The organism is Stenotrophomonas sp. YJH_SMC_19 (genome assembly GCF_059367915.1).
In genome coordinates this window covers 1-24,516 of sequence record NZ_JCAFRI010000031.1, presented here as the reverse complement: position 1 = coordinate 24,516, position 24,516 = coordinate 1, and the positions used below count along the sequence as shown (strand labels likewise).

Sequence of the window (24,516 nt, the reverse complement as noted above, 5' to 3'; positions counted from 1 at the left end):
GCGGCCGGCACTACCACACGTTTCCGGTAGTGCCGGCCGCTGGCCGGCACCCCTGCGATCAGCCGAGAATCCCTGGCAGATCCAGCCCCTTTTCCTTCGCGCAGTCGATCGCGATGTCGTACCCCGCATCGGCATGGCGCATCACGCCGGTGGCCGGGTCGTTCCACAGCACGCGGCCAATCCGCTTGGCCGCTGCCTCGGTGCCGTCGCAGACGATCACCATGCCGGCGTGCTGCGAGAAGCCCATGCCGACGCCACCACCGTGATGCAGCGACACCCAGGTCGCGCCGCTGGCGGTGTTGAGCAGGGCGTTCAGCAGCGGCCAGTCGGACACCGCATCGGAGCCGTCGGCCATCGCTTCGGTTTCGCGGTTCGGCGAGGCGACGCTGCCACTGTCCAGGTGGTCGCGACCGATCACCACCGGCGCCTTCAGTTCGCCGTTGGCGACCATCTCGTTGAACGCCAGGCCAAGTCGATCACGATCACCCAGGCCGACCCAGCAGATGCGCGCCGGCAGGCCCTGGAACTTGATCTTCTCGGCGGCCATGTCCAGCCAGCGGTGCAGGTGCGGGTTGTCCGGAATCAGTTCCTTCACCTTGGCATCGGTCTTGGCGATGTCTTCCGGGTCGCCACTCAGTGCCGCCCAACGGAACGGGCCGATGCCGCGGCAGAACAACGGGCGGATGTAGGCCGGCACGAAACCCGGGAAATCGAACGCATTGGCCACGCCTTCTTCCAGCGCCATCTGCCGCAGGTTGTTGCCGTAGTCCACGGTCGGTACGCCCAGCGCATGGAAGCCGAGCATGGCGCGGATGTGGTTGGCCATCGATGCACGCGCGGCCTTCTCCACTTCCTTGGGGGCGGAAGCGCGCTTCTCATCCCACTGTTCGACCGTCCAGCCCTGCGGCAGGTAGCCGTTCACCGGGTCGTGCGCGGAGGTCTGGTCGGTCAGCAGGTCCGGCTTCACGCCGCGCTTGAGCAGTTCGGCCAGCACATCGGCAACGTTGCCGAGCAGGCCCACCGACTTCGGCGTACCGGCCTTGCACGATTCATCGATCAGGCGCAGCGCTTCGTCCAGATTGTCGGTCCAGGTGTCGAGGTAGCCGGTGCGCAGGCGCATGTCGATGCTGCTCTTGCGGCACTCGACGGCCAGGCAGGAGGCACCGGCCATCACGGCAGCCAGCGGCTGTGCACCACCCATGCCGCCGAGGCCACCGGTGAACAGCCACTTCCCGGTCAGGTCGCCGCCGAAATGCTGGCGCCCCATTTCCACGAAGGTCTCGTAGGTGCCCTGCACGATGCCCTGCGCACCGATGTAGATCCAGCTGCCGGCGGTCATCTGGCCGTACATGGCCAGGCCCTTCTTATCCAGCTCGTTGAAGTGGTCCCAGTTGGCCCAGCGCGGCACCAGGTTGGAATTGGCGATCAGCACGCGCGGTGCATCGGCGTGGGTGCGGAACACGCCCACCGGCTTGCCCGATTGCACCAGCAGGGTCTGGTCATCGTCCAGGCGCTTGAGCGTTTCGACGATGGCGTCGAAGCTTTCCCAGTCGCGTGCGGCGCGGCCGATGCCGCCATACACCACCAGTTCCTGCGGGCGCTCGGCCACGTCCGGGTGCAGGTTGTTCATCAGCATGCGCAGCGGTGCTTCGGTCAGCCAGCTCTTGGCATTGAGCGTGGTGCCGGTCGGCGCGGCGATGGTGCGGGACGGGTCGTTGCGGGTCATGCGGCGCTCCGGTTCGTAGCGAATTCAAGGCAGGCGTTGAGCACCTGCGCCAGGGTGTGGCGCAGTGGTGCGGCGTGGTCGGGGTCGAGCGGGGTGGGCCAGCTGTGTTCGTCCACCTGGTCCGGCAGGGGTTCGTGCATGTAGCCGCGGCAGGCCAGTTCCATCTGCAGGCTGTGCACGCCGCCGGCGATGTTGCTGTAGTGGCGGGTGATCCAGCCGCCCTTGAAGCGGCCGTTGCGCACCTGGCTCATGCCGCTGATCTTCAGCAGGTTTTCCACCACGTCGCTCAGGGCGTTGTCGCAGGAGGTGTCCGGTGCGCCGGACGGACCGGCAGTCCCCAGGTTGAACTGCGGCAGTTCGCCCTCGAACAGGTGCGGGATATGCGAGCGGATCGAGTGCGCGTCGTACACCACCACGGTGCCGTGGCGTGCACGCAGGCGCGTGATCTGCGAAGCCAGCGCATCGTGGTAAGGCAGGAAATACGTGTCGCGACGACGGGCGATTTCTGCTTCGTCCGGTTCGCGCCCGGCGTGGTACAGCGGCTGGTTGTCGAAGGTGGTCAGCGGACACAGGCCGGTGGTGTTCTGGCCCGGGTACAGCGACACGCCGCTGGGATCGCGGTTGAGGTCGATCACCGAACGCGAGATCGCCGAGCGCACCGTGGTCGCGCCCATGCCGCGCACGAAGTCGTACAGCTCGTGCACCCACCAGTCGGCATCGCGGCGGGCCAGCCACGGCGAGTGGTAGTCGCCGATCAGGTCGTGCGGCAGCTCGCTGCCGGTATGCGGGAAGCTGACGATGAGGGGGGCATCGCCCTCGTGCACCGTCAACCATTCAGGAAGGGTCGTCATGCCTGCGGTTCCACAGTCGGCAACAGATCGCCCAGGCCCTGCGCCAGCGCGCCACTGCGCACAAGATTCGTGGCGGTCACCATGTCGGGGTGGAAATAGCGGTCTTCTTCGAGCGTCGGCACCTGCGCACGCAGGGTGGCGCGCACCGTTTCCAGCGCGGCGCTGGAGCGCAGCGGCGCATGGAAATCACAGCCCTGCGCGGCGGCCAGCAGCTCGATGCCGATCACGTTGGCGGCGTTCTCGGCCATCTGCATCAGCCGGCGCGCGCCATGCGCGGCCATCGACACATGGTCTTCCTGGTTGGCCGAGGTCGGAATCGAATCAACGCTGGCCGGGTAGGCGCGCTGCTTGTTTTCCGAGACCAGCGCGGCGGCGGTCACCTGCGGAATCATGAAGCCGGAATTCAGGCCCGGGCGCGGGGTCAGGAACGCCGGCAGGCCGGACAGGGCCGGGTCCACCAGCATCGCCAGGCGGCGCTCGCTGATCGAACCGATCTCGCACACCGCCATCGCCAGCATGTCGGCGGCGAAGGCCACCGGCTCGGCGTGGAAGTTGCCACCGGACAGCGCTTCGCCGGTGTCGGTGAACACCAGCGGATTGTCGGACACGCCGTTGGCTTCAATTTCCAGCGTGGTCGCGGCCTGGCGCAGGATGTCCAGGGCCGCGCCCATCACCTGCGGCTGGCAGCGCAGGCAGTACGGGTCCTGCACGCGTACGTCGTTGTCGCGATGCGACTCGCGGATGTCCGAGCCCTGCATCAGCGCGCGCAGGGTGGCGGCGGTGGCGATCTGCCCGCGCTGGCCGCGGATCGCGTGTATGCGCGGGTCGAAGGGCGTGTCGGAACCCTTGGCAGCTTCCACCGACAGCGCGCCGGTGACCAGTGCGGCCTGGAACACGGTCTCGATCTCGAACAGGCCCGCCAGCGCATAGGCGGTGGAGAACTGGGTGCCGTTGAGCAGCGCCAGGCCTTCCTTCGCGCCCAGTTCGATCGGCTGCAGGCCGGCACGTGCCAGTGCGTCGGCTGCCGGTAGGCGCTCGTCACCGATGAAGGCTTCGCCAACGCCCAGCATCACGCTGGCCAGGTGCGAGAGCGGCGCCAGATCGCCCGAGGCACCCACCGAACCCTGTGCGGGCACCACCGGCAGCACGCCCTTGACCAGCATCGCTTCCAGCAGTAGCAGGGTTTCCTCGCGAATGCCCGAAGCCCCCTGCGCCAGGCTGACCAGCTTCAGCGCCATCATCAGGCGCACCACGCTGGCCGGCATCGGCTCGCCCACGCCAGCGGCATGCGAGAGCACGATGTTCCGCTGCAGGGTGGCTAGATCTTCGCGCTCGATGCGCACGCTGGCCAGCTTGCCGAAGCCGGTATTGATGCCATACACCGGCGCGCCCTTGGCGACGATGGCGGCCACCGCCGCCGCACTGGCGCGCACCACCGGCAGCGCGGCCGGGTCCAGTGCAAGCGGCGCACCGCGATAGACCTGCCGCCACTGGGCGAGAGTGACACGGCCGGGGCGAAGAACCAGGGTGTTGCTCATGTGTTGCTCCAGGAGGCAGGCAGGTCGGGCTGTCCGCGCACCACGCGCGCGTGCAGCGGGTTGAATCCAATGCGATAGACCAGGTCGGCGGGGCCATCGATGTCCCAGATCGCCAGGTCGCAGTCCAGGCCCACGGCGAGGCGGCCGATGCGATCGCTGCGTCCGAGCGCGCGCGCCGCTTCACGGGTGAAGCCGGCGATGCACTCATCGACGGTCAGGCGGAACAGGGTGGCGCCCATGTTCATCGCCAGCAGCGGGCTGGTCAGCGGCGAAGTGCCCGGATTGCTGTCGGTGGCCAGCGCCAGCGGCACGCCGGCCGCACGCAGCGCAGCGATCGGCGGCAGGGTGGTATCGCGGGTGAAATAGAAGGCACCGGGCAACAGCACGGCGACGGTGCCGGCGGCGGCCATCGCGGCGATGCCGGCATCGTCCAGATGTTCGATATGGTCGGCCGAGAGGGCACCGAAGCTGGCGGCCAGTTCGGCGCCATGCTGGTTGCTCAGCTGCTCGGCATGAATCTTCACCGCCAGCCCGTTGGCGCGCGCCGCTTCGAAGACCTGCCGCGCCTGCGCCGGCGAGAAGGCGATGTTCTCGCAGAATACGTCCACCGCTTCGGCCAGGCCTTCGGCGGCGATGGCCGGAATCATCACGTTGCACACCTCGTCGGTGTATTCCTGCGCCTCGCGGCCTGGCGGAATCGCGTGTGCGCCGAGGAATGTGGTCACCACGTTGACCCGGCACTCCTCGCCCAGCGCACGCGCTACCTGCAGCTGCTTGCGTTCGTCGGGCAGGGTCAGGCCGTAGCCGGACTTGATCTCGATCGTGGTCACGCCTTCGGCACGCATCGCCAGCAGGCGCGGCCGGCTTTCGCTGGCCAGCTGTTCCGGGGTGGCAGCACGGGTGGCGCGCACGGTGGAGACGATGCCGCCGCCGGCACGGGCGATCTCGGCATAGCTGACGCCCTGCAGGCGCTGCTCGAATTCGTTGGCGCGGTTGCCGGCGTAGACCAGGTGGGTGTGGCAGTCGATCAGGCCGGGCGAGATCCAGCGGCCTTCGCCATCGATGCGGGTGGTCGGCTGCAGGTGGGCGTCGCTGCCGGCCGGGCCAACATGGACGATGCGGCCGCCAGCGCAGGCCAGTACGCCATCGCGGATGACACCCAGCCCCTCGCCATCGAGGGTCATCAGGTGGACGTTGGACCAGAGGGTATCGACGTGCATGGCATCCACAACGCGGCTGTGCTTATATGTCTATACAATATAGGCGTCCATTTCGGGTTGTCCAGCCATGTCCGATTCGCGTTCCCCACACTGTTTCCATGCCGCCCACGCCCTGCTGGCCGATGGCTGGGCCCGCGATGTCCGCCTGCAGGTGCAGGACGGCCGCATCACGGCGATCCATATGGGGCAGGGCGCCCAGCACGGCGACACCCGCGTCGACATCCTGGTGCCGGGCCTGCCCAACCTGCACAGCCACGCCTTCCAGCGCGGCATGGCCGGGCTGACCGAGATCGGCGGCGGTGACGGTGACAGCTTCTGGAGCTGGCGTGAGCTGATGTACCGCTTCCTGGCCCATCTGCGCCCGGACGCAGTGCAGGCCATCGCCGCCCAGGCCTACATGGAAATGCTGGAAAGCGGCTTCACCCGCGTCGGCGAATTCCATTACCTGCACCACGACGCCGAGGGTCGCGCCTATGCCAACCGCGCTGAGATGAGTGCGCGGATCGCGGCGGCGGCCGACCAGACCGGTATCGGCCTGACCCTGCTGCCGGTGTTCTATGCACATGCCGATTTCGGTGGCGCGCCGCCGAATCCGGCGCAGCGTCGCCTGATCCACGATGTGGACGGTTTCGCGCAGCTGCTGGACGCCGCCAAGCCGGCACTGGCCGCGCTGCCGGATGCGGTGCTCGGCATCGCGCCGCACAGCCTGCGTGCAGTCACCGGCGAGGAATTGAGTGCGTTGCTGCCGCTGACCGACGGCCCGGTGCACATCCATATCGCCGAGCAGGTGCGTGAAGTCGAGGCCTGCCTGGCCTGGAGCGGCCAGCGTCCGGTGCAGTGGCTGTACGACCATGCACCGGTGGATGCGCGCTGGTGCCTGGTGCACGCCACCCACATCACCGACGATGAGCGCGCCGCCATCGTGGCCAGCCAGGCCGTGGCCGGCCTGTGCCCGATCACCGAAGCCAATCTGGGCGACGGCCTGTTCCCGATGCAGGCGTTCGCGCGCGAGGGCGGGCGCTTCGGTGTCGGCTCCGATTCCAATGTGCTGATCGATGCGGCCGAAGAACTGCGCCTGCTCGAATACGGCCAGCGCCTGACCCTGCGCGGTCGCAACGTGCTGGCCCCGGATGCCACCCGCAGTACCGGCCGCTTCCTGTTCGAAGGCGCACTGCACGGTGGTGCACAGGCGCTGGGCGTGGCCGCTGGCCTGCAGATCGGCGGCAGTGCCGACCTGGTCGAACTGGATGCCGGGCACCCGGCGCTGCAGGCGCGACAGGATGACGCATGGCTTGACAGCTGGGTGTTCGCCGCACGTAATGGCGCGCTGCGATCGGTCTGGCGCCATGGCCGCCAATGCGTGGCCGAGGGCCGCCACCTGCAGCGCGAGGCGATCACCACCGCCTTTACTGCCGCCCTGCGTGGCGTGCTGGGCTGATCGCCTCCCGCTACCGAGACCCCATTACGTGAAGGCCAGCAAGTCCGCCACGCTCAACCAGCGTATCCGCAGCGATCTGGAAAGCCGCATCCTCAGCGGAGAATGGGCGCCGGGCTTTCGGATTCCGTACGAACACGAGCTGATGGAGCAGTACGGCTGCTCGCGGATGACGGTGAACAAGGTGCTGACCGCGCTGGCCGAGAGCGGCATGATCGAACGCCGTCGCCGTGCCGGTTCGTTCGTGGCGCGGCAGCCCCCGCACCTGGAGCAGGTGGCGCTGGAGATTCCCGATATCGCGATGGAGGTTGGCTCGCGCGGCCACCAGTACGCCTATCGCCTGCTGCAGCGCGACCTGCGCCTTGCCGATGCCGGCAATGCCGGTGAAGTCGAGCTGGCCGGGCAGGAAAACCTGCTGGCGATGCGCTGCCTGCACCTGGCCGATGGTCGCCCGCTGGCGCTGGAGCATCGCCTGATCAGCCCGGTGGGCGTGCCTGAGGTACTGGAGGTCGACTTCAGCACTACCGCGCCGGGCAGCTGGCTGCTGCAGAACGTGTCGTGGACCCGTGCCCAGCACCGCATCAGTGCCTGGGGGGCAGATACCGCCACCGCCAAGCTGCTGGACGTGAAGCCCGGTACCGCCTGCCTGGTGATCGAACGCCTGACCTGGCGTGGCGAACAGCCGATCACCCGCGTGCGCCAGGTGTTCCTGGGGGATGCCTGGGACCTGGTGGCGCGTTTCGCGCCGGGCGCGCGATAGGGATTCCATCCACGCATGGCGTGGATCTACTGGGCCGGAACGACTGTCGCCTTGAGCTCTGTCGGGGCGTGTGTACGATGTGTATCGTCCCTGCATGAAGAGCAGGGACCTCATCCGGGATCTGGAAGCGGCAGGTTGGATCTGTCGCCGGATCCGCGGATCCCATCATGTATTCGTGCACCCGCAGCACCCTCACATCATCACCCTTCCTCACCCAAAGGAAGGATCTGGGGAAAGGGCTGGTGCAGGCGTTGCGGAAGCTCGCAGGACTGACGTAGGAGGGCCCATGCGATATCCAGTCCTGATCGAGGCAGGCGATGAGCGCACCGCGTGGGGTGTGGTCGTTCCAGATCTGCCGGGGTGCTTCTCGGCGGCCGATACGCTTGATGATGCGCTCAGCGCTGCCGAGGAAGCTGCACTCGCCTGGATTGATGCGGCCCTGGATGAGGGGCGCTCGATTCCGACACCTTCCGCGCCACAGAAGATCGCCGCCGAGGCATCCAAGGACATCCGTTGGATTCTTGCGTACATCTGCATTGATCCGGCTCTGCTGGACGATACCATCGAGCGGGTCAATATCAGCCTGCCACGCCGGATCCTGGCGAGGCTGGATGCGCAGGCCAGAGCGGCGGGTGAATCGCGCTCCAGTTACATCGCCCATCTCGCGGCATTGGGCTGAGCTGGCGCCATGTGGAGCCGAGCCGATGCTCGGCTGCTGTTCGCGTGTGGCTCAACTCTGCAAAGGCATCCACGCGTGGCGTGGATCTACCAAGGGGTCGCGCATCGGGGTTCAGTAGATCCACGCCACGCGTGGATGCGGCCCCATCAGTACGTGGCGCACTGCCGCCAGCGCACCGGCTCATCCACGCCGGGGCGGGCGTTGAGCTGGATGCGCACGTTGCGCAGGGCGGGGTAGTGCAGCACTTCCTCGCAGACCTGCGGCCAGACCGCGTCCAGCTCGCCCGTGCGGTTGATCGCCAGCGTCTGGCGGGTCAGCCAGACCCCGCTGGCGATACCGGGCTTGCCGGCCAAGGCGCGGGAAAGATCGGCCTGGAAGCGCTCCAGCGTGGCGGCATCCGGGTTGGGGTTGCTGCGCGCGTCGGCTGAGGGCGCGGCCGGTGCAGGCGCAGCGGCCGGCGGCGTGGTGGCGGAGGCCGGCGCCGGTTCGGGCGCCGCTTCAACCGCAGGCGCAACCGGCGCGGGGGTGTCCGCCACCTCGGCAACAGGCGCGGTGTCCTGCACATGCAAGCCTTGCAGGCTCAATCCCACCAGCAGGCCCAGCGTGACCGCGCCGAGCGCGGCAATGGCGATCCGGCGCAAGGCTTCATGGCGGGCGCTGGCGCGCACACGGGTTTCGATTTCCGCCGGCAGGTAGGGCTGCAGCAGCGGCCACAGGCGTGGACCGTCCAGCACCTCGACCGCCTGCTTCTCGGCAGCGCTGCGCCCGTCGCGTTCCATCCGGCCTTCGGTCAGCAGCACGCCGCCCTTGGCGCCGGCCAGGCGCGCAGCAGCCCCCAGCTCGTTCACTGCGGCGGTGCCGATACGGTAGGCAAGGCCATGCTTGCAGGACACCAGCCACTGGTTGGGGCCGTCGCTGAGCAGGAAGTCGCTGCTTGGCTCGCGGGACTCCTCCGCCGGGTCATTCAGTTCACGCAGGCCGCGCTGTTCGCGCAGCATGCGCTTGACCAGTACCGAGAACTCGCGCCAGTGCATGCCGGCCAGCGCTTGCAGGCCGAGTTGCATCTCCTTCTGCCGCCGCTTGATCCACCACAGATAGACAACAGCCAGGGAACAGGTAAGCAGGGCCGACAGCAGGGCCAGGATCCAAGGGAGCATGCAGGAGGTGCGCGGAAGGGGCGAATGCGGAAGACGACAGTGTAAAGGTCGCACTATCCGGCTGGGTCAGGACGTTCCTGACAGGAAGCGTGATGGAACGCTCAGATCGGCATACGGCGAGCACGAAAAACCCGCCAATCCTGAAGCCGTGAGGGGAGGGAACAAACGGCAGCCGAAGCGATTGGCGGGTTGCTCGCGATTGTCAATCAAATTTTATTGCATTGCAACAATGGCCGGTCAGGGCACGCTGCCTGGCGACTGATGGCTGCCCGGGGCGGGAGCATCGGGGCCCGAGGCCGCACGGTTTTCCAGCTTGGCCAGCCGCGCGTGCAGGGCGTCGATACGGGCTTCCAGCGCGGTCACCTCGTCCGCAGTGGGGACATGCAGGCGCTTGAGCACGCCCTGCACCTGGTCATCGAAGGCCTTTTCGACCTTGTTCCAGGTGCCAGAGGCCTTCTCGCGGGCCTCATCCAGTGAGGATTCCACGTTGTCGCGCCAGCCCGGGCCCTGTTCGCCGTGGCGTTCACGGCGGCGGGCCTCCCAGGCTTCGCCTTCCTTCACCAGGCCGTCGAAGAAGCGGCTGCCTTCGGCCTGTGCACGGCCCAGGGCGCCCAGGCCGGCCAGCCAGACCTGCTGCGCCGAGTCACTCAGCTTGCGCGAGAAGCGCTCGGCCTGGTCACCGAACGAGGCGTCGTCGTTGCGGCGGTCATCGTTTTCGTACTGGTTCATCGCACTTCCCGTGGGAGTTGGGCCTGCCCCGAGAGTAGCGCGCACTGGCGTTGCACGGCCGTGACGGCCGTCGCCGGGGTTCAGCCCAGCTTTTCCTTCAGCACGCGCTGGATCTCGCCCTCGACCATGCCCTTCATCGCCGACAGCAGGAAGCCCAGCTTGGCGGTCACGCGCACGGCGCCCGGCTGCAGTTCGATCGCACCGTCCACGCCGCTGCCAGAGAAGTTCAGCACGTCGGCGGCCCAGGACGACTTCAGGCCGAAGCGCTCGGACAGCTTGGCGGCGACCTGTTCGATCGCGGCGCGTGCCTGTGCGTCGGGCAGGGCGTGGGCGTGGCGGACATCGATGGTGGACATGCAGGCTCCTGGCGCAGGGCGGGGATGATCAATGAGGGCGAGCATTGTGCGCATCGAGGGCCGTCGCGCCAAGCACTCATCGCAGGTTCTTCTTCGTTGGCGGCCAACCTGCTAGGCTGCGCCGCGTGCAGAACCTGCTTGTTCACTTCAGTCAACAACAACAGCCCGACCAGCCGCTGCGGCCCGGGGTGCAACGCATCGTGCGCCAGGCCAACGGCAGCGTGCGGCTCGGCGACGCCGGCCACGGCGCCCTGCTGCTGGCGCAGTTCTGCATGGACGATCGCGGCCTGTGGCTGCAGGTCGGCAACGGTATCCGTGGCATCCACGTGAATGGTCGGCCGGTGCGCCGCATGGCGCTGCTGCGTGCAGGCGATGCGGTCTATGTGGACGGCGTGGAGATGGTGCTGCAGGGCGAGGTCGAGAGCCTGCTGCAGGCACCCGCGCCGAAGAACGACGATGGCACCGATGAGCAGCAGCGCCTGCTGCGCGGTGTCGGCGGCCTGCATCATGGCCGCAGCTATACGCTGTCGCGGGCACGGTTGATCGGCCGCGGCAGCGACGCCGACATCGCCATCGACGATCCGGCCTTCGCCGAACAGCACGCCCGCGTGGAAGTGCACGGTGATCGTGTGCTGCTGCGCGACCTCGGCAGTGCCGACGGCACCCGGGTCAACGGCGTAGCCGTGCGCCACTGCTGGCTGCAGGCCGGCGACCAGGTGGTGTTCGATGGCCAGCATCGTTTTGTGCTGGAAGTGCCGCATGATCCACGTCGGCGGCCGTTGCCGGCCGAGGACGAGTCCGGCGAGGACGCGGAACAGGCGCCGGTGCTGCCGGTGACGCCGCGCAGGGTCCGGCGCTGGCCGTGGCTGCTGGCCAGCGCCTTGTTGCTGGCGGCAGTGCTCAGCCTGCTGCTCTGGTTCGGCGCGCGCTGACGGTCGCGCGGTGACGGTAGTGCCGGCCGCTGGCCGGCAACCGCCGCCCTGAATCCATGAGGTTGCCGGCCAGCGGCCGGCACTACCCGGTCGCGTCGCCAATGGATTCCAATGAAACCAAATTTCCCTTGCGCCACAAGGCCGCAAGGCTGGTGCACTGCGGCATACTAGGGGTCTTGCCCCACAGGTGTGACATGACGCGCGCGTTCAACTTCAGTGCCGGCCCTGCGACCTTGCCGGAATCGGTCCTGCGCCAGGCGCAGGCGGAAATGCTGGACTGGCACGGGTCCGGCGCTTCGATCGTGGAAATGAGCCATCGCGGCGCGGAATTCATGTCCGTGGCTGCCGAAGCCGAGGCCGACCTGCGTCGCCTGCTCGACATCCCCGACGACTATGCGGTGCTGTTCCTGTCCGGTGGCGCCACCACCCAGCAGGCGCTGATCCCGCTCAACTTCGCCAGCCCCGGCCAGCGTGCCGACTACGTGGTCAGTGGTCACTGGGGCAGGACCGCGGTCAAGCAGGCCGGGGTCTACGTCGACGTCAACATCGCCGCCAGCAGCGAGGCCCACGGCTACCGCGAGCTGCCGGCGCGTGCCGACTGGCAGCTGTCGCGCGATGCCGCCTACGTGCACATCACCGCCAACGAGACCATCCACGGCGTCGAATTCCGTGATGTGCCCGATACCGGCAACGTCCCGCTGATCGCCGACTTCAGCTCGTCCATCGCCAGCGAACCGCTGGATGTGTGCCGTTATGGCGTGATCTACGCCGGCGCGCAGAAGAACCTGGGCCCGGTCGGCATCGCGGTGATGATCATCCGCCGCGACCTGCTCGAGCGCAGTGGCCAGCCGCGCGCGGACATCTTCGATTACCGCTCGCACGTCGCCCGCGATTCGATGCTCAACACCCCGCCGACCTGGAACTGGTATCTGGCCGGCCTGGTGTTCAAGTGGATGCTGGCCGAGGGCGGCGTGACCGAGTTCGCCAAGCGCAACGCCGCCAAGGCCGCGCTGGTGTACGGCGTCATCGACGGCTCCGGCGGCTTCTACCGCAATGAAGTCGCACATGCGGCCCGTTCGCGCATGAACATTCCGTTCTTCCTGCCCGATGCCGAACTCGACGCCCGCTTCGTCGCCGAAGCCAAGGCCGCTGGCCTGCTGGCGCTGAAGGGTCACAAGGTGGTCGGCGGCATCCGGGCTTCGCTGTACAACGCCATGCCGCTGGCCGGGGCCGAGGCGCTGGTCGCCTTCATGGCCGATTTCCAGCAGCGTCACGGTTGAGCAATGAACGGCGCGCACCGTCGGGTGCGTGCCCCGCAACAGGGAATTCCGATGGCAAGCAGCAAATCCAGCAAGAAGGCGCCGAAGAAGGCCGAACCGGCCAAGGACAGCGCCTCCACCAAGGCCAAGGGCAAGAGCACGTCCAAGGCTGCGTCGAACCCGGCGCCCACCCTGGCGCCGCTGGCGCTGGCCGATGTGCGTTCGAAGATCGACCAGATCGACCGCGACATCCAGAGCCTGATCGCCGAGCGCGCACGTTTCGCCCACCAGGTCGGCAAGGCCAAGGGCAAGCTGGCCGCTGCCGTCGACTACTACCGCCCCGAGCGCGAAGCGCAGGTGCTGCGCATGGTGGTCGATCGCAATGAAGGCCCGCTCAGCGATGAGCTGCTGGTGCACGTCTACCGCGAGATCATGTCGGCCTGCCTGGCGCAGCAGGAGCCGCTGAAGATCGGCTACCTCGGCCCGGAAGGCACCTTCAGCCAGCAGGCGGTGCTCAAGCATTTCGGCCGCTCCGCGCTGGGCCTGCCGATGGCCAGCATCGAGGAAGTGTTCCAGGAAGTGGAAGCGGGCAACGCCGATTTCGGTGTGGTGCCGGTGGAAAATTCGGGGCAGGGCACCATCCAGATCACCCTGGACATGTTCCTGACCTCCAACCTGAAGATCTGTGGCGAAGTGGAACTGCGCGTGCAGCAGTACCTGATGTCGCGCAGCGGCCGCATCGAGGACATCGAGCGCATCTACGCACACCCGCAGTCGTTCATGCAGACCTCGGCGTGGCTGCGCGCCAACCTGCCGAAGGCCGAGAAGATTCCGGTATCCAGCAACGCCGAAGGTGCGCGCCGTGCGCGCAACGCCGACGACGCAGCGGCCATCGGCGGCGAGAGTGCCGGCCACGTGTATGGCCTGAAGAAGGTGGTCACCAAGCCGATCCAGAACGATGCCGACAACACCACCCGCTTCCTGGTGGTGGGCCGTAACATCTTCCCGACCTCCGGCCACGACCGCACCTCGGTGCTGGTGTTCATCCATGACAAGCCCGGTGCGCTGTTCGACGTGCTCAGCCCGTTCGCCCGCCACGGCATCAGCATGAACCGCATCGAGTCGCGCCCGTCGCACCACGGCAAGTGGGAATACGGCTTCTTCATCGACCTGGCCGGCCACATCGACGACGCGCCGATGCAGGCTGCCCTGGCCGAACTGGAAGCGCACTCGGCGCAGATCAAGGTGCTGGGCTCCTATCCGGTGGCCGTGCCCTGAGTGCTGCTGCGGCGGCCCTGGCCGCCGCTCCCTGATGCATCGCCGGCGCTGCCGGCGTTTACGGAATGATCGAACGATGAGCAACGCGCAACACTGGATCGCCCGCAAGGGCCAGCCGCTGCAGGGCAGCCTGACCATTCCCGGCGACAAGTCGGTCTCGCACCGCTCGGTGATGTTCGCCGCGCTGGCCGATGGCACCTCGCATATCGAAGGTTTCCTGGAAGGCGAAGATACCCGCGCTACCGCGCGCATCTTCAGCCAGCTGGGCGTGCGCATCGAAACCCCCAGCGCGTCGCAGCGCATCGTGCACGGCGTCGGCATCGACGGCCTGAAGGCGCCGGATGCGCCGCTGGACTGCGGCAACGCCGGTACCGGCATGCGCCTGCTGGCTGGCCTGCTGGCGGGCCAGGCGTTCGACTGCACGCTGATTGGCGACGAGTCGCTGTCCGGCCGACCGATGCGCCGCGTCACCGGCCCGCTGTCGCAGATGGGCGCGAAGATCGACACCCAGGATGACGGCACGCCGCCGCTGCACGTGCATGGCGGCCAGACGCTGCACGGCATCGACTTCGCCTCGCCGGTGGCCAGCGCGCAGATCAAGTCGGCGGTGTTGCTGGCAGGCCTGTACGCACAGGGCGAAACCAGCGTTGTCGAGCCGCACCCGACCCGCGACTACACCGAACGCATGCTGTCCGCGTTCGGCGTGGACATCGAATTCTCGCCGGGCAAGGCGCGCCTGCGCGGCGGCCAACGCCTTCGTGCCACGGATATCGTGGTGCCGGCCGACTTCTCGTCAGCGGCGTTCTATCTGGTGGCTGCCAGCATCATTCCGGGCTCCGAGCTGCGCCTGAAACAGGTCGGCCTGAACCCGCGCCGCACCGGCCTGCTGCACGCGCTGCGCCTGATGGGTGCCGACATCACCGAAGAGAATCCGGCCGAGCAGGGCGGTGAACCGGTGGCGGACCTGGTGGTGCGCTATGCCCCGCTGAAGGGTGCACGCATTCCGGAAGCACTGGTGCCGGACATGATCGACGAGTTCCCCGCGCTGTTCGTGGCCGCCGCCGCCGCCGAAGGCCAGACCGTGGTGAGCGGTGCCGCCGAGCTGCGGGTGAAGGAATCCGATCGCCTTGCGGCGATGGCCACCGGCCTGCGCGCGCTGGGCATGCAGGTGGACGAAACCGACGACGGTGCCACCCTGCATGGTGGCGTGCGCCTGGGCAGCGGCACCATCGAAAGCCACGGCGACCACCGCATCGCCATGGCGTTCGCCATTGCCGGCCAGATCAGTGACGGCGAGGTGCGCATCAACGATATCGCCAACGTCGCCACGTCCTTCCCGGACTTCGACGGCCTGGCCCGCAGCGCCGGATTCAACCTGGCCTGATCGTCACCGCGTCCGCCGGGCCCTGCCAGGCGGATCGCAATGCCCGGTAGGTGCCGACCTTGGTTGGCACGCACACATCTCCCGGTAGGTGCCAACCTTGGTTGGCACGCTTTCCCGCATAAAAGGACGGAGGCCGAAGCCTCCGTCTAAACATCACGAACCCCTCGTCCGCGATCAACGCTGCTCGGTACGGAAATCCACCGGGACCCGCACCACGCTGGCGACGGCACGGCCTTCGTGCATCGCCGGCTGGAACTTCCAGTTCTGCACAGTGCTCAGCACCGCGCGGTCCAGATCGCGACTGCGCTCGCCGCTGCGCGAAACGATCGCGGCATTGGCGACGTTGCCGCGGGTATCGACACTCAGGCTGGCAATCACGCTGCCCTGCACGCCACTACGCAGAGCTGCGGCGGGGTAGGTGGGCATGCGGTTGCTGGCCAGCGGGCGGGCCTCACGATTGCGCACTACCGGCGCGGCCTTCCGCGAAGCAGTCGCCGGGGCTGCCTGGCGCGCGGCAGGGGCCGCTGCATCTGTCACCACTGCCTGTTCAGGGGCGGGCAGCATGCGCTCACCGACCGGCGCCGGTGCCACGTCTTCCTGGTTCGAATGACGCAGCCAGAGCAAGGCGCCGGCAAACATCGCCACGATCAGCGCGATCCACATCCAGGGCGACGTGGGCTTGTGCTGCGCGCTTGAATCCTGCGGCAGCTGCGGCGAATGAAGGTCTTCGTGGGTGGTGGCGGTCATCGCAAACTCCTTCCGTCAATGGACGACGTGGGCAGTGTTGCCCGAGCTACGGACGGGAAGTGTCAGCGTTGCGTCAACGCCACCGGCAGGGTTCAGTTTGCCTGCCGGGAAGTGTTCAGTTACTGCGTCTTGAAGTCGAACGGCACTTCAATGCTGCCGGGTACGGCCTGGCCGTTGCTTTGCGCCGGAGTGAAGCGCCAGCGGCGCACAGCGTCGGTGGCGGCACGGTCGAGCTCGCGTGAACCGCTGCGCTGGATCACCGTGGCGTTGTTCGGATAGCCGGTGGCGTCCACGTCCACGCGTACCACCACCGTACCGGTTTCACCGGCGCGCAGGGCGGCGGCGGGATAGGACGGTGGCGGCGACTGTCCGGCAATCGGCATCGGCTGGCTGTTGCCGGTGGCCGCCGGCGCAGGGCCCGGTGCAGCCGGGGCCGCTTCAGCCATGGGCGCGGGCGGCGGCGGGGCCGTTTCCACCAGCTTCGGCGCTTCTTCCTCCACCGGTGCCGGCTTGGCATCGGGCATGTCGCTGGAACCGGCGGCAGCGGCCAGCGGTTCCGGCAGGGGCTCGATCTGGGCGGTTTCCTGCGGGGTCTGGGCAGCCGGATCGGCGCGGAAGAACTCCTTGTCGCGGCCGGTCAGCCAGACCAGCACGAACAGCAGTACGCCCACGCCGAAGGCGATGCCGGCGATCTTCAGGGCGTTGCGCGGGATATGCACAGTGAACGACTTGGCGGACGACGAGCGGGGTGCAGACATGGACCGGACCAGTACGGAATGGCTCGATTCTGCCACGGCGGGAATGAACCGGGCGGCAGAAATCCGTATAACAAGCGATAATCCCATCCCTGATACCCACCACGACACCTGCCATGCTTGATCCAGCCCTGCTCCGCCACCAGCCCGCCGACCTCGCCGAACGCCTGCGCACCAGCCGCGGCTTCGAGCTCGACGTGTCTGCCCTGGAGTCCCTGGAGGCTGATCGCAAGCGCATCCAGGTGCGGACCCAGGAGCTGCAGAGCCTGCGCAACAGCCGTTCCAAAGCCATCGGCCAGGCCAAGGCCAAGGGCGAGGACGTCTCGGCCATCATGGCCGAGGTCGCAGCCTTCGCCGACGAGCTGAAGGCCTCGGAAGTGGCGCTGGACGAGCTGCGCGAGAAGATCGAAGCGATTTCGATGGGCATCCCGAACCTGCCGGCCGATGACGTGCCGGCCGGTGCCGACGAGAACGACAACGTCGAGCAGTCGCGCTGGGGAACCCCGCGCCAGTTCGATTTCAAGGTGCTCGACCACGTCGAACTGGGCGCCCGCAACGGCTGGCTGGACGGCGAGACCGCGGCCAAGCTGTCCGGCTCGCGCTTCACCGTGCTGCGCGGCCCGATCGCGCGCCTGCACCGTGCGCTGGCCCAGTTCATGGTCGACCTGCACACCGGCGAGCACGGCTATGAGGAAACCAACGTGCCGCTGCTGGTCAACGCTGACTCGCTGCGTGGCACCAGCCAGCTGCCGAAGTTCGAGGACGACCTGTTCAAGACGGCCGTGGGCGATTCCACGCGCTACCTGATCCCGACCTCGGAAGTGCCGCTGACCAACATCGTGCGCGACGAGATCGTGGACGCCGAACGCCTGCCGTTGCGCATGACCGCCCACTCGATGTGCTTCCGTGCCGAGGCCGGCAGCGGTGGTCGCGACGTGCGCGGCATGATCCGCCAGCACCAGTTCGAGAAGGTCGAGCTGGTCTCGATCAGCCGCCCGGAAGACAGCGATGCCGAACACCAGCGCATGACCCGCTGCGCCGAAGTGGTGCTGGAAAAGCTGGGCCTGCCGTACCGCAAGGTGCTGCTGTGCACCGGCGACATGGGCTTCTCGGCGGTGAAGACCTACGACCTGGAAGTCTGGCTGCCGTCGCAGGAGACCTACCGCGAGATCTCCTCTTGCTCGAACTGTGGTGATTTCCAGGCCCGCCGCATGCAGGCGCGCTGGCGCAACCCGGCCACCGGCAAGCCGGAGCTGGCGCACACGCTGAACGGCTCGGGCGTGGCCGTCGGCCGCGCGATGATCGCGGTGATGGAGAACTACCAGAACGCCGACGGCAGCATCACCGTGCCGGAAGCCCTGCGCCCGTACATGGGCGGCCTGGAAACCATCGCCTGATTCCCTGATCGGGCGGTGCTGCGGCTCTGGTGGGTGCCATGCTTGCCTTGCATGGCACCGTATCCACGCCATGCGTGGATGAACCCCACGATCACTCCACAACCCGCACCTTCTCCACCGGCACCCATCCCGGGTCGCCGGCCTCCGGCACGCACCACGCCCAGCCATTGAGCGTGCGCTGCCCACGCAGCAGCTGTCCGGGATCCACATCCAGTTCCCGCGCGCAGTAGTCCTCCGTGGCAAACGCGCCACCCTGCGCGTCGCGACCGATCACCGGCGCCGGCACGAAACCGGGGTGCTGCTCCTCGGCCTCGCACAGGAACCAGTCATCCCAGCCCTCCGGGCCTTCATAGCGTTCGCCCACTACCAGCGTCTGGCCGCGGCGCAGGGTGATCGGGTGCGGAAATTCGCTGCGGTGCGCAGTGGTCACGATGTAGTTCATGGCCCCAGCCTAACGTGCTGGTGAGCGCCGCGCATGGCACCGAATCCACGCATGGCGTGGATCTACTGACGCAAAAAAACGGCCCCGCAAAGCGGGGCCGCCAGGGTGGGCCGGGATGGGGGAGGGGATCCACGGCCCGCGTTCAGCGCCTCGACGAGGAGAGAGCGGCGCCGAACGCTGGAACGCTTATGCAGCGACGGCTTCGACCACTTCGTGCGACGGCAGAGCTGCCAGTGCACCGGCAATGGCGTCTTCACGGTGCTGCGGCGAGTAGGCGATGCCCTCGGCGCGCACGAACTCGACCTCGTTGATGCCCATGAAGGCGAACACCTGGCGCAGGAACGGCTCCTGGAAGTCGGCCGGCGAGTCGGTGTAGATGCCGCCGCGGCTGCTGGCGATGATCACCCGCTTGCCACCGGCCAGGCCCACCGGGCCGTTCTCGGTGTACTTGAAGGTGCGGCCGGCCACGGCCACGCGGTCGATCCAGGCCTTCAGCGTGGAAGGAATGCTGAAGTTGTACATCGGCGCGCCGATCACCACGATGTCAGCCTCCAGGAACTGCTGCATCACCTGTTCAGCATCGGTCGCCTCGGCGGCATCGGTCTTGGCCAGCGAGCTGCTGCGCAGATGCGGTACCGGATTGGCGTCAAGATCGCGATAATCGACCTGCAGGCCATCGATCTGGCCCGTGAAGCGGGCGACCACGGCGGCCGACAGCTGGCGCGAGACGGAATTGTCGCCAAGCACGCTGGCGTCGAGATGCAGAAGCTTCATGGCAGTCACCTATGTTCTGGAGGGAAGGGGCGGGGTGGCCCCGCCGACGGAGAGAACGATAGGTTGTTGCAAAGGCGGAATAAAGGTGATTGAATGCCACGTATTGTTCTAGATATGGAACTCGGGCATGCATGACCTGAATGATCTGTACTACTTCGCGATGGTGGTCGACCACGGCGGCTTCGCCGCTGCCGAGCGCGCCTTGGGTATCCCCAAGTCGCGACTGAGCCGCCGCATCAGCCAGCTGGAAACCGACCTGGGCGTGCGTCTGCTGCAGCGCTCCACGCGCCGTTTCGCGGTCACCGATGTCGGCACCAGCGTGCACCGCCATGCGCAGACGATGCTGGCCGAGGCCCAGGCCGCGCGCGAAGTTGTGGACCGGCTCAGCGCGGAGCCGCGCGGCGTGGTGCGCGCCAGCGTGCCGGTGTCGCTGGCGCAGATGCAGCTGCCCAAGCTGCTGCCCAAGTTCCTCGAGCAGTACCCGAAGGTGCGCCTGCAGCTGAACATCAGCAATCGTCGCGTGGACATCATCAACGAAGGCTACGACGTGGCCCTGCGCGTGCGTTCGCGCCTGGACGACGATGGCAGCCTGGTGATGCGCAGCTTTGGCCAGGTGCAGGAACTGCTGGTGGCCAGCCCGAAGTACCTGGACCGCGCCGGCCGGCCGAAGGATCCGGAAGAGCTGACCCAGCATGTCACCCTCAGCATCAGCGAAGACGAAGCCCGCCAGCGCTGGGAGCTGCACGGCCCGGAAGGCGAGGTTCGCCGGGTTGACCTGCAGCCGCGCGTAGCCGGTTTCGACTTCCCGTTGCTGCAGAGCATGGTGAAGGACGGTTTTGGCATCACCATGCTGCCGGAGACCGTGTGCGCCGATGCGGTGCGCAACGGCGAACTGGAAGTGGTGCTGCCGGACTGGTCGCTGCCGCAGGGCGTGTGCCACGCCGTGTTCGCCTCGCGCCGCGGCCTGTTGCCGGCAGTGCGCGTGTTCATCGACTTCCTGGCCGAGCACCTGCCGCCGCAGCTGGAGGCCTCGCGCCTGGATTGCGGTGGCGCCTGTGAAAAGGCCAAGGAGCGGATCAAGGCCAGTGCACTGGGTGCGCTGGCGGTGGACGCGGGCTGAGGTACCTACCCGCAACTGCACCGCCGATCTGTGAAACGGTAGCGCCGGGCCATGCCCGGCGTTGCTGCTTTCCGGCCCCGGTCAGTTCCGGCCGAACAGCCGGTCCCAGAAGCTGCGCCGCGGGGGTGCGGCCGGTGTGGGCTCGGCAATGACCGGCGCTTCCAGCACCGCCATCAGTTCCGCGCTGCGCGGCTTCTTCAGGAAGCGCGCGTAGTCCAGATAGCTGGTCACCTTGCTCATGTGCAGGCGCTCGGGCATGGCCGGCAAGGCGCCGCCCTGCAGCAGTACCCGCAACGCCTCTGGGCGGTCCAGACGGATCGCCTCGAACAGGGCGGTGCCACCGCATCCGGGCTCAATCTGGTTGGCGCGCTGTGGCGCATCCTTCAGCAGCTCTCGCAGCGCATCCGGGTCATCGTGGTTCACGGCCGCTACAAGCCGTGCCAGCGCTTCAGCCTCTTCGGGCGGAAGGCTGTCGCGATAGGCCTGGTCGGCGATCTCGCGATCGTCGCGCCCATCACCGCCTTGGATGCACAGGAAATCGGTGACCAGAGCGACCGGAATGCCGGACGTATCCAGCCCCCAGTAGCTCGGATAGACGCCGTCGCCCCAGCCGCTGGTGAATACGACCAGGCCGTGCGGTGAGTCCTCGCCCCAGGGGCGGTACTCGGCGCCTTCATCCAGGCCGTCATGGTCGATCAGCGCATCCGACCACGCGTTGTCTTCGTCGCCATCGGCCTGTTCGATCAGGGCCAGCAGCGCCCGCTGGGTGTCTGTATCCATGAAGCAGCCGATGCCAGCGTCGACCGGATAGCCGATGAAGCTGTCTTCATCCAGACCGGTCAGATCCTGCGTGGTCCAGCGCGCCATCTGCCAGTGCAGGGCAGACGCAGTGAGGGCTTCGCGGGGTTTGAACCAGACCACGGCCAACGCCGGGCGGCCGCTGTGCACGATGATTTCGACCGGATGCCGGCCCAGCGGGGCGGTGTAGTCGGCCAGCGCGGGCGCCTCGGCCTGGACCAGCGGATCGCAGACCACCAGATGCCCGCTGCTGACCGGCAGGTGCCCGGCGAAGGTGCGATGCAGGGCCATTGCGGCCAGCTGGGTGTCGTCCAGCAGGGTGGTGCGCAGGTTGGCCAGATCGAGGTGGGCCATGGGGGATCCGATTGCAGTGGAGGCCCCACCGTGCCGGATGCGAAGGGCGGGAGCAAGGGTGGTCTTGGGCAAATGGCCTTCACGTGCGAGAATACGGCGCTGCCCGGGCGACCGGGACCCGATTGGAGAGATGGCCGAGCGGTTTAAGGCACCGGTCTTGAAAACCGGCGAAGGGTCAAACCTTCCGTGGGTTCGAATCCCACTCTCTCCGCCAAACCTTAGCAAGTGTTTGTTTTTAAACGACATTTTTTAGGGGCTTGAAGGGCGGCTTGGGGCACAAATCGGGGCACAACTCCGATGCGATTACCAAGCTATCTCACTCGCTCTTCCACAGGTCGTTACCAGTTTCGCATGCGCGTTCCGACGGACATGCGCGGCATCGTCGGCAAACCTTTCGTCAAGCATCCCTTGGGCATCCACCTGCATAGCGCAAGAGTGGCTGCCTTGGCCATCGCGCAGCGTTATGCTCAAGCATTCGATGCCATCAGGGATGGGTGCATGACCAAGAAGGGACTCACGGTTGAGGATGTTCTCCGCAGCGTCGCGGAGAACGGCTCCAGGCGTTATGAAATTGACTTGCCGGGCTTCCGTCTTCGGACCACGGATGCGGCCGACCATGCTCGAGCAATGGAGGCGCTGGAAGAAATCGGCAAGTTCCACTTCCGTGATGCGGGTGCAGTTCCGGCGGCGGCTGGGCCAAACCCGTTGGAATCAGCGGCGGCGCAGCCCCTGCCAGCTGAGACGATCAGCCTCATCGATGCGAAGCGAATCTGGCAGGACAAAGTCGCTGCCGAGGACATTGAGGTCAAAACGGTCGGCATCAAACTGCTTCCCGTGACAGAGCTGATCGAGTTCTTGGGCGCCGAGCGCGAGCTGCATACCATCACGCGGCCTGAGATGGCCCGCTTCTACGACCATTTGGCCAAGCGCGGGTTAACGCGCTCTACGCTCAACAATCGCCAGAGCTACCTCGCAGGTAAGAGAGGATTCTTCACTTGGGCAATGGCTTCAGGCTATGTGCTCAAGGGAGACAATGTCGCCGCAGGTCACGTCAGCGTCTCGATGGCGGAGAAGCGCAAGCGCCGGAAATTTGGCTTCCAGGCCTTTACCTCGGACCAGGTCCATCAACTCTTCGCGCCCGATAGCTTCAGGCAGCTTTCAACGGGAGCGCGCTGGGCGGCTTTGTTGGGCTTGTATACGGGTGCCCGGGCGGGTGAGGTGGGGCAGCTGTTCACCCTCGACGTCAAGGAGGAGGAGCGAATCCCGTGCATACGGTTTACCGATGAGGGGGAGGATCAGCGGTTGAAGACCGATGTTTCCAATCGGGTCGTCCCGTTGCATCCCGACCTGATCAAGCTCGGTTTCTTGGACTACGTCGCCGAACGAAGGGAGAGCGGGGACTGGCGATTGTTTCCGCAGGCTGACAGTAAGGCGAAGAATGGTGCGGGGAACTGGATATCGAAGGCGTTCAGCTACTACCTTCAAAAGCACAGCGGAGGGTGGCCGAAAGCAAAGCGCGGTTTCCATAGTCTCCGAAAGACCGTGATTCAGGAGATGCAGGGCAGCGGTGTTGCTTCTGAGATGCGAGCCCAAATCGTCGGCCACGAATTGGACGACGAACACCACGCGACTTACAGCAGGCCTTTTACGGTGAGTGAGAAGCTCAATGGTGCCGGGGGAACCCCAGCTCTGGGGGTGCTTGATTACGGGATCGACCTGGAGGCGCTGCGGACCCTGCCGGCACGCAAGATCGGGCGGCGCAGCAGCAATACCTCCGCACGCTCTACGAAGGTCGGTGGTAAGGGGAGGGAGCGGAACTAATGGCCCTCAGTGCTGCGGATGCCTACCGCCGTGCGGTCGAGCGGTTTCTTGGAAAGCTCACGGGGACGCAGACGGTGGGAGGTATGGAGAGGGCTGTCAAAGAACAGCGTCGCCACGGGCTGAGGCGTCCCATCTTGGATCTTGAACTGACCTTCAACGAAGCCGCCGGTGTTCTCGCCATCAGCACTGGCCAGTTGGAGACACTGCTCCAACAGCACCCTCCCAAGGGTCATCTGTTCGAGGTCAAAGGGACTCGCAAGAGGGCCACTACCCTATCCAGGTTAATGGACTGGGCCGACTGGCTAAGGGGGGAGGGCTACTGGAAGCCGCTGACGGAACGCGGAACCAGTCCCGATACCTTGCTCACAGCTAAGTTGCCCTTCTTGCTGGTCAAGTCGTCCGGAGCGCAGCGAGTGATTGTGGAGCCTCTGTCCGGCAAAGACATCTCCGATGCGCTCCTTCAACAGATACAGGAGCTTGGACGTGCGAACAACTGTAAAGTCATCTTCAGGACGTTTGCAGATGCCTTTGCCATGCCTTGGCTGAGGCCTGACATCAAACGCGCCTGGGCTGACACGTTCTTCAAGATGGCAAAAGCACAGGCGGCTTACTTCCGCGATTTGGCGCAACGGTTGGAAACCACCCGCGCTCAGGTTAGTAGGCAAGTATTGGACGAGCACCTGCAGTCAGCGCCTCAAAAGACGCCCCATCAGGGCGCTAGGCGCCTCTAACGGCAACTGAATGGAATTGGAGGCCTCCAATATCCGTATCTATGGCAGCCCTCACTTTGGATGATTACTCCAACGCCCCGGTGGTCGGAGCGATGGAGCAGCAAGATGGGCCTTGATATTTATGGGGGGACGTGATCTGGCCCCCCGTCAGCGGACGCCAAGAAGCGATACTTTGATCGCACTTGGAGGTCCCTTATGTCCCGTATCACCCGCCGTAGCTACACCGATGAGTTCAAGCACCAAGCCGTGGAGTTGGCCGAGTCGCTCGGGCCT

23 protein-coding genes, 1 tRNA gene and 1 pseudogene are annotated in these 24,516 nt (G+C 66.6%); 13 read left to right on the top strand and 12 right to left on the bottom strand.

Annotated features, from left to right (window positions below):
• Positions 1–58: 58 nt before the first annotated feature.
• The 4 genes from hutU to hutI are packed head-to-tail and all read right to left on the bottom strand — an operon-like array spanning position 59 to position 5,335.
• Positions 59–1,726, bottom strand: a complete 1,668-nt coding sequence (hutU, locus tag AC5P5R_RS20840) for a urocanate hydratase (protein ID WP_043034618.1) — start codon at positions 1,724–1,726, stop codon at positions 59–61.
• Positions 1,723–2,577, bottom strand: a complete 855-nt coding sequence (gene hutG / locus AC5P5R_RS20835) for an N-formylglutamate deformylase (RefSeq protein WP_012480727.1) — start codon at positions 2,575–2,577, stop codon at positions 1,723–1,725. The genes hutU and hutG overlap by 4 nt, the downstream gene beginning before the upstream one ends.
• Positions 2,574–4,115: a histidine ammonia-lyase gene (gene hutH / locus AC5P5R_RS20830; protein WP_012480726.1), complete on the bottom strand. Its 1,542-nt coding sequence runs from the start codon at positions 4,113–4,115 to the stop codon at positions 2,574–2,576. Before hutH ends, hutG begins: the two co-directional genes overlap by 4 nt.
• Complete coding sequence (gene hutI, locus AC5P5R_RS20825) at positions 4,112–5,335, bottom strand: imidazolonepropionase (protein WP_044571424.1); 1,224 nt, start codon at positions 5,333–5,335, stop codon at positions 4,112–4,114. Before hutI ends, hutH begins: the two co-directional genes overlap by 4 nt.
• Before the next feature lie 67 nt (positions 5,336–5,402).
• On the opposite strand from hutI, the gene AC5P5R_RS20820 reads away from it, so the two are divergent.
• From AC5P5R_RS20820 to AC5P5R_RS20805, 4 genes and pseudogenes are all read left to right on the top strand, one after another.
• Entirely contained in the window at positions 5,403–6,773 is a 1,371-nt protein-coding gene (locus AC5P5R_RS20820) for a formimidoylglutamate deiminase (protein WP_100438724.1), read from the top strand.
• 28 nt (positions 6,774–6,801) lie between these two features.
• Positions 6,802–7,530: a histidine utilization transcriptional repressor HutC gene (gene hutC / locus AC5P5R_RS20815; protein WP_062607337.1), complete on the top strand. Its 729-nt coding sequence runs from the start codon at positions 6,802–6,804 to the stop codon at positions 7,528–7,530.
• A 94-nt stretch (positions 7,531–7,624) separates the two neighbouring features.
• Positions 7,625–7,693 (top strand): annotated as a pseudogene (locus AC5P5R_RS20810) (type II toxin-antitoxin system HicA family toxin); the annotation flags it as partial.
• Between the two features lie 123 nt (positions 7,694–7,816).
• Positions 7,817–8,209 (top strand): type II toxin-antitoxin system HicB family antitoxin, encoded by a 393-nt coding sequence (locus AC5P5R_RS20805; RefSeq protein WP_005410188.1) that lies wholly within the window; start codon positions 7,817–7,819, stop codon positions 8,207–8,209.
• A 146-nt stretch (positions 8,210–8,355) separates the two neighbouring features.
• Here the strand turns inward: AC5P5R_RS20805 and AC5P5R_RS20800 are convergent, their stop codons facing one another.
• From AC5P5R_RS20800 to AC5P5R_RS20790, 3 genes are all read right to left on the bottom strand, one after another.
• On the bottom strand, positions 8,356–9,366 hold the full coding sequence (locus AC5P5R_RS20800; protein WP_099479853.1) for a restriction endonuclease: 1,011 nt from the start codon (positions 9,364–9,366) through the stop codon (positions 8,356–8,358).
• 237 nt (positions 9,367–9,603) lie between these two features.
• Complete coding sequence (locus AC5P5R_RS20795; protein ID WP_164281725.1) at positions 9,604–10,095, bottom strand: phasin family protein; 492 nt, start codon at positions 10,093–10,095, stop codon at positions 9,604–9,606.
• Between the two features lie 80 nt (positions 10,096–10,175).
• On the bottom strand, positions 10,176–10,451 hold the full coding sequence (locus AC5P5R_RS20790; RefSeq protein WP_005410185.1) for a polyhydroxyalkanoic acid system family protein: 276 nt from the start codon (positions 10,449–10,451) through the stop codon (positions 10,176–10,178).
• Positions 10,452–10,576: 125 nt separating this feature from the next.
• On the opposite strand from AC5P5R_RS20790, the gene AC5P5R_RS20785 reads away from it, so the two are divergent.
• From AC5P5R_RS20785 to aroA, 4 genes are all read left to right on the top strand, one after another.
• Positions 10,577–11,383: an FHA domain-containing protein gene (locus tag AC5P5R_RS20785; protein ID WP_005410184.1), complete on the top strand. Its 807-nt coding sequence runs from the start codon at positions 10,577–10,579 to the stop codon at positions 11,381–11,383.
• 194 nt (positions 11,384–11,577) lie between these two features.
• On the top strand, positions 11,578–12,663 hold the full coding sequence (serC, locus tag AC5P5R_RS20780) for a 3-phosphoserine/phosphohydroxythreonine transaminase (protein ID WP_100438712.1): 1,086 nt from the start codon (positions 11,578–11,580) through the stop codon (positions 12,661–12,663).
• A gap of 51 nt (positions 12,664–12,714) precedes the next feature.
• Positions 12,715–13,920 carry a prephenate dehydratase gene (pheA, locus tag AC5P5R_RS20775; protein WP_005410182.1) on the top strand — a complete coding sequence of 402 codons (1,206 nt, stop codon included), beginning with the start codon at positions 12,715–12,717 and terminating at the stop codon, positions 13,918–13,920.
• A gap of 76 nt (positions 13,921–13,996) precedes the next feature.
• Positions 13,997–15,304: a 3-phosphoshikimate 1-carboxyvinyltransferase gene (gene aroA, locus AC5P5R_RS20770; RefSeq protein WP_100438711.1), complete on the top strand. Its 1,308-nt coding sequence runs from the start codon at positions 13,997–13,999 to the stop codon at positions 15,302–15,304.
• A gap of 174 nt (positions 15,305–15,478) precedes the next feature.
• On the opposite strand, the gene AC5P5R_RS20765 is transcribed toward aroA, so the two are convergent.
• Together AC5P5R_RS20765 and AC5P5R_RS20760 are read right to left on the bottom strand one after the other, a co-directional pair.
• Positions 15,479–16,051, bottom strand: a complete 573-nt coding sequence (locus AC5P5R_RS20765; protein WP_033835299.1) for an energy transducer TonB — start codon at positions 16,049–16,051, stop codon at positions 15,479–15,481.
• Between the two features lie 119 nt (positions 16,052–16,170).
• Positions 16,171–16,809 carry an energy transducer TonB gene (locus AC5P5R_RS20760; protein WP_033835298.1) on the bottom strand — a complete coding sequence of 213 codons (639 nt, stop codon included), beginning with the start codon at positions 16,807–16,809 and terminating at the stop codon, positions 16,171–16,173.
• Positions 16,810–16,922: 113 nt separating this feature from the next.
• Between AC5P5R_RS20760 and serS the strand changes: the two genes are divergently transcribed.
• Complete coding sequence (gene serS / locus AC5P5R_RS20755; RefSeq protein WP_005410178.1) at positions 16,923–18,203, top strand: serine--tRNA ligase; 1,281 nt, start codon at positions 16,923–16,925, stop codon at positions 18,201–18,203.
• A gap of 91 nt (positions 18,204–18,294) precedes the next feature.
• Here the strand turns inward: serS and AC5P5R_RS20750 are convergent, their stop codons facing one another.
• A complete protein-coding gene (locus AC5P5R_RS20750) occupies positions 18,295–18,645 on the bottom strand; it encodes a ligand-binding protein SH3 (RefSeq protein ID WP_100438710.1) in 351 nt (116 codons plus the stop codon).
• Positions 18,646–18,831: 186 nt separating this feature from the next.
• Positions 18,832–19,419, bottom strand: a complete 588-nt coding sequence (locus AC5P5R_RS20745) for an FMN-dependent NADH-azoreductase (protein WP_049452196.1) — start codon at positions 19,417–19,419, stop codon at positions 18,832–18,834.
• A 127-nt stretch (positions 19,420–19,546) separates the two neighbouring features.
• Between AC5P5R_RS20745 and AC5P5R_RS20740 the strand changes: the two genes are divergently transcribed.
• Positions 19,547–20,539, top strand: coding sequence for a LysR family transcriptional regulator (locus AC5P5R_RS20740; protein ID WP_005410175.1), 993 nt, complete (start codon positions 19,547–19,549; stop codon positions 20,537–20,539).
• Positions 20,540–20,620: 81 nt separating this feature from the next.
• On the opposite strand, the gene AC5P5R_RS20735 is transcribed toward AC5P5R_RS20740, so the two are convergent.
• Complete coding sequence (locus tag AC5P5R_RS20735) at positions 20,621–21,691, bottom strand: DUF4241 domain-containing protein (protein ID WP_099484032.1); 1,071 nt, start codon at positions 21,689–21,691, stop codon at positions 20,621–20,623.
• Positions 21,692–21,815: 124 nt separating this feature from the next.
• Between AC5P5R_RS20735 and AC5P5R_RS20730 the strand changes: the two genes are divergently transcribed.
• From AC5P5R_RS20730 to AC5P5R_RS20720, 3 genes are all read left to right on the top strand, one after another.
• Positions 21,816–21,905, top strand: a tRNA-Ser gene (locus AC5P5R_RS20730).
• A gap of 83 nt (positions 21,906–21,988) precedes the next feature.
• Complete coding sequence (locus AC5P5R_RS20725) at positions 21,989–23,512, top strand: DUF6538 domain-containing protein (RefSeq protein WP_164281727.1); 1,524 nt, start codon at positions 21,989–21,991, stop codon at positions 23,510–23,512.
• Positions 23,512–24,243, top strand: a complete 732-nt coding sequence (locus AC5P5R_RS20720; protein WP_111118657.1) for a hypothetical protein — start codon at positions 23,512–23,514, stop codon at positions 24,241–24,243. Before AC5P5R_RS20725 ends, AC5P5R_RS20720 begins: the two co-directional genes overlap by 1 nt.
• Positions 24,244–24,516 lie beyond the last annotated feature (273 nt).

What these genes read in the sequence shown, in the direction of transcription:
- AC5P5R_RS20790 (WP_005410185.1), bottom strand. Translation starts at nt 10,451, where the DNA reads ATGTCCACCATCGATGTCCGCCACGCCCACGCCCTGCCCGACGCACAG.
- AC5P5R_RS20820 (WP_100438724.1), top strand. Translation starts at nt 5,403, where the DNA reads ATGTCCGATTCGCGTTCCCCACACTGTTTCCATGCCGCCCACGCCCTG.
- hutG (WP_012480727.1), bottom strand. Translation starts at nt 2,577, where the DNA reads ATGACGACCCTTCCTGAATGGTTGACGGTGCACGAGGGCGATGCCCCC.
- AC5P5R_RS20735 (WP_099484032.1), bottom strand. Translation starts at nt 21,691, where the DNA reads ATGGCCCACCTCGATCTGGCCAACCTGCGCACCACCCTGCTGGACGAC.
- serS (WP_005410178.1), top strand. Translation starts at nt 16,923, where the DNA reads ATGCTTGATCCAGCCCTGCTCCGCCACCAGCCCGCCGACCTCGCCGAA.
- AC5P5R_RS20805 (WP_005410188.1), top strand. Translation starts at nt 7,817, where the DNA reads ATGCGATATCCAGTCCTGATCGAGGCAGGCGATGAGCGCACCGCGTGG.
- hutH (WP_012480726.1), bottom strand. Translation starts at nt 4,115, where the DNA reads ATGAGCAACACCCTGGTTCTTCGCCCCGGCCGTGTCACTCTCGCCCAG.
- AC5P5R_RS20725 (WP_164281727.1), top strand. Translation starts at nt 21,989, where the DNA reads ATGCGATTACCAAGCTATCTCACTCGCTCTTCCACAGGTCGTTACCAG.
- hutI (WP_044571424.1), bottom strand. Translation starts at nt 5,335, where the DNA reads ATGCACGTCGATACCCTCTGGTCCAACGTCCACCTGATGACCCTCGAT.
- AC5P5R_RS20765 (WP_033835299.1), bottom strand. Translation starts at nt 16,051, where the DNA reads ATGACCGCCACCACCCACGAAGACCTTCATTCGCCGCAGCTGCCGCAG.
- AC5P5R_RS20720 (WP_111118657.1), top strand. Translation starts at nt 23,512, where the DNA reads ATGGCCCTCAGTGCTGCGGATGCCTACCGCCGTGCGGTCGAGCGGTTT.
- AC5P5R_RS20750 (WP_100438710.1), bottom strand. Translation starts at nt 18,645, where the DNA reads ATGAACTACATCGTGACCACTGCGCACCGCAGCGAATTTCCGCACCCG.
- serC (WP_100438712.1), top strand. Translation starts at nt 11,578, where the DNA reads ATGACGCGCGCGTTCAACTTCAGTGCCGGCCCTGCGACCTTGCCGGAA.
- AC5P5R_RS20760 (WP_033835298.1), bottom strand. Translation starts at nt 16,809, where the DNA reads ATGTCTGCACCCCGCTCGTCGTCCGCCAAGTCGTTCACTGTGCATATC.
- hutU (WP_043034618.1), bottom strand. Translation starts at nt 1,726, where the DNA reads ATGACCCGCAACGACCCGTCCCGCACCATCGCCGCGCCGACCGGCACC.
- aroA (WP_100438711.1), top strand. Translation starts at nt 13,997, where the DNA reads ATGAGCAACGCGCAACACTGGATCGCCCGCAAGGGCCAGCCGCTGCAG.
- AC5P5R_RS20740 (WP_005410175.1), top strand. Translation starts at nt 19,547, where the DNA reads ATGCATGACCTGAATGATCTGTACTACTTCGCGATGGTGGTCGACCAC.
- AC5P5R_RS20795 (WP_164281725.1), bottom strand. Translation starts at nt 10,095, where the DNA reads ATGAACCAGTACGAAAACGATGACCGCCGCAACGACGACGCCTCGTTC.
- pheA (WP_005410182.1), top strand. Translation starts at nt 12,715, where the DNA reads ATGGCAAGCAGCAAATCCAGCAAGAAGGCGCCGAAGAAGGCCGAACCG.
- AC5P5R_RS20745 (WP_049452196.1), bottom strand. Translation starts at nt 19,419, where the DNA reads ATGAAGCTTCTGCATCTCGACGCCAGCGTGCTTGGCGACAATTCCGTC.
- AC5P5R_RS20800 (WP_099479853.1), bottom strand. Translation starts at nt 9,366, where the DNA reads ATGCTCCCTTGGATCCTGGCCCTGCTGTCGGCCCTGCTTACCTGTTCC.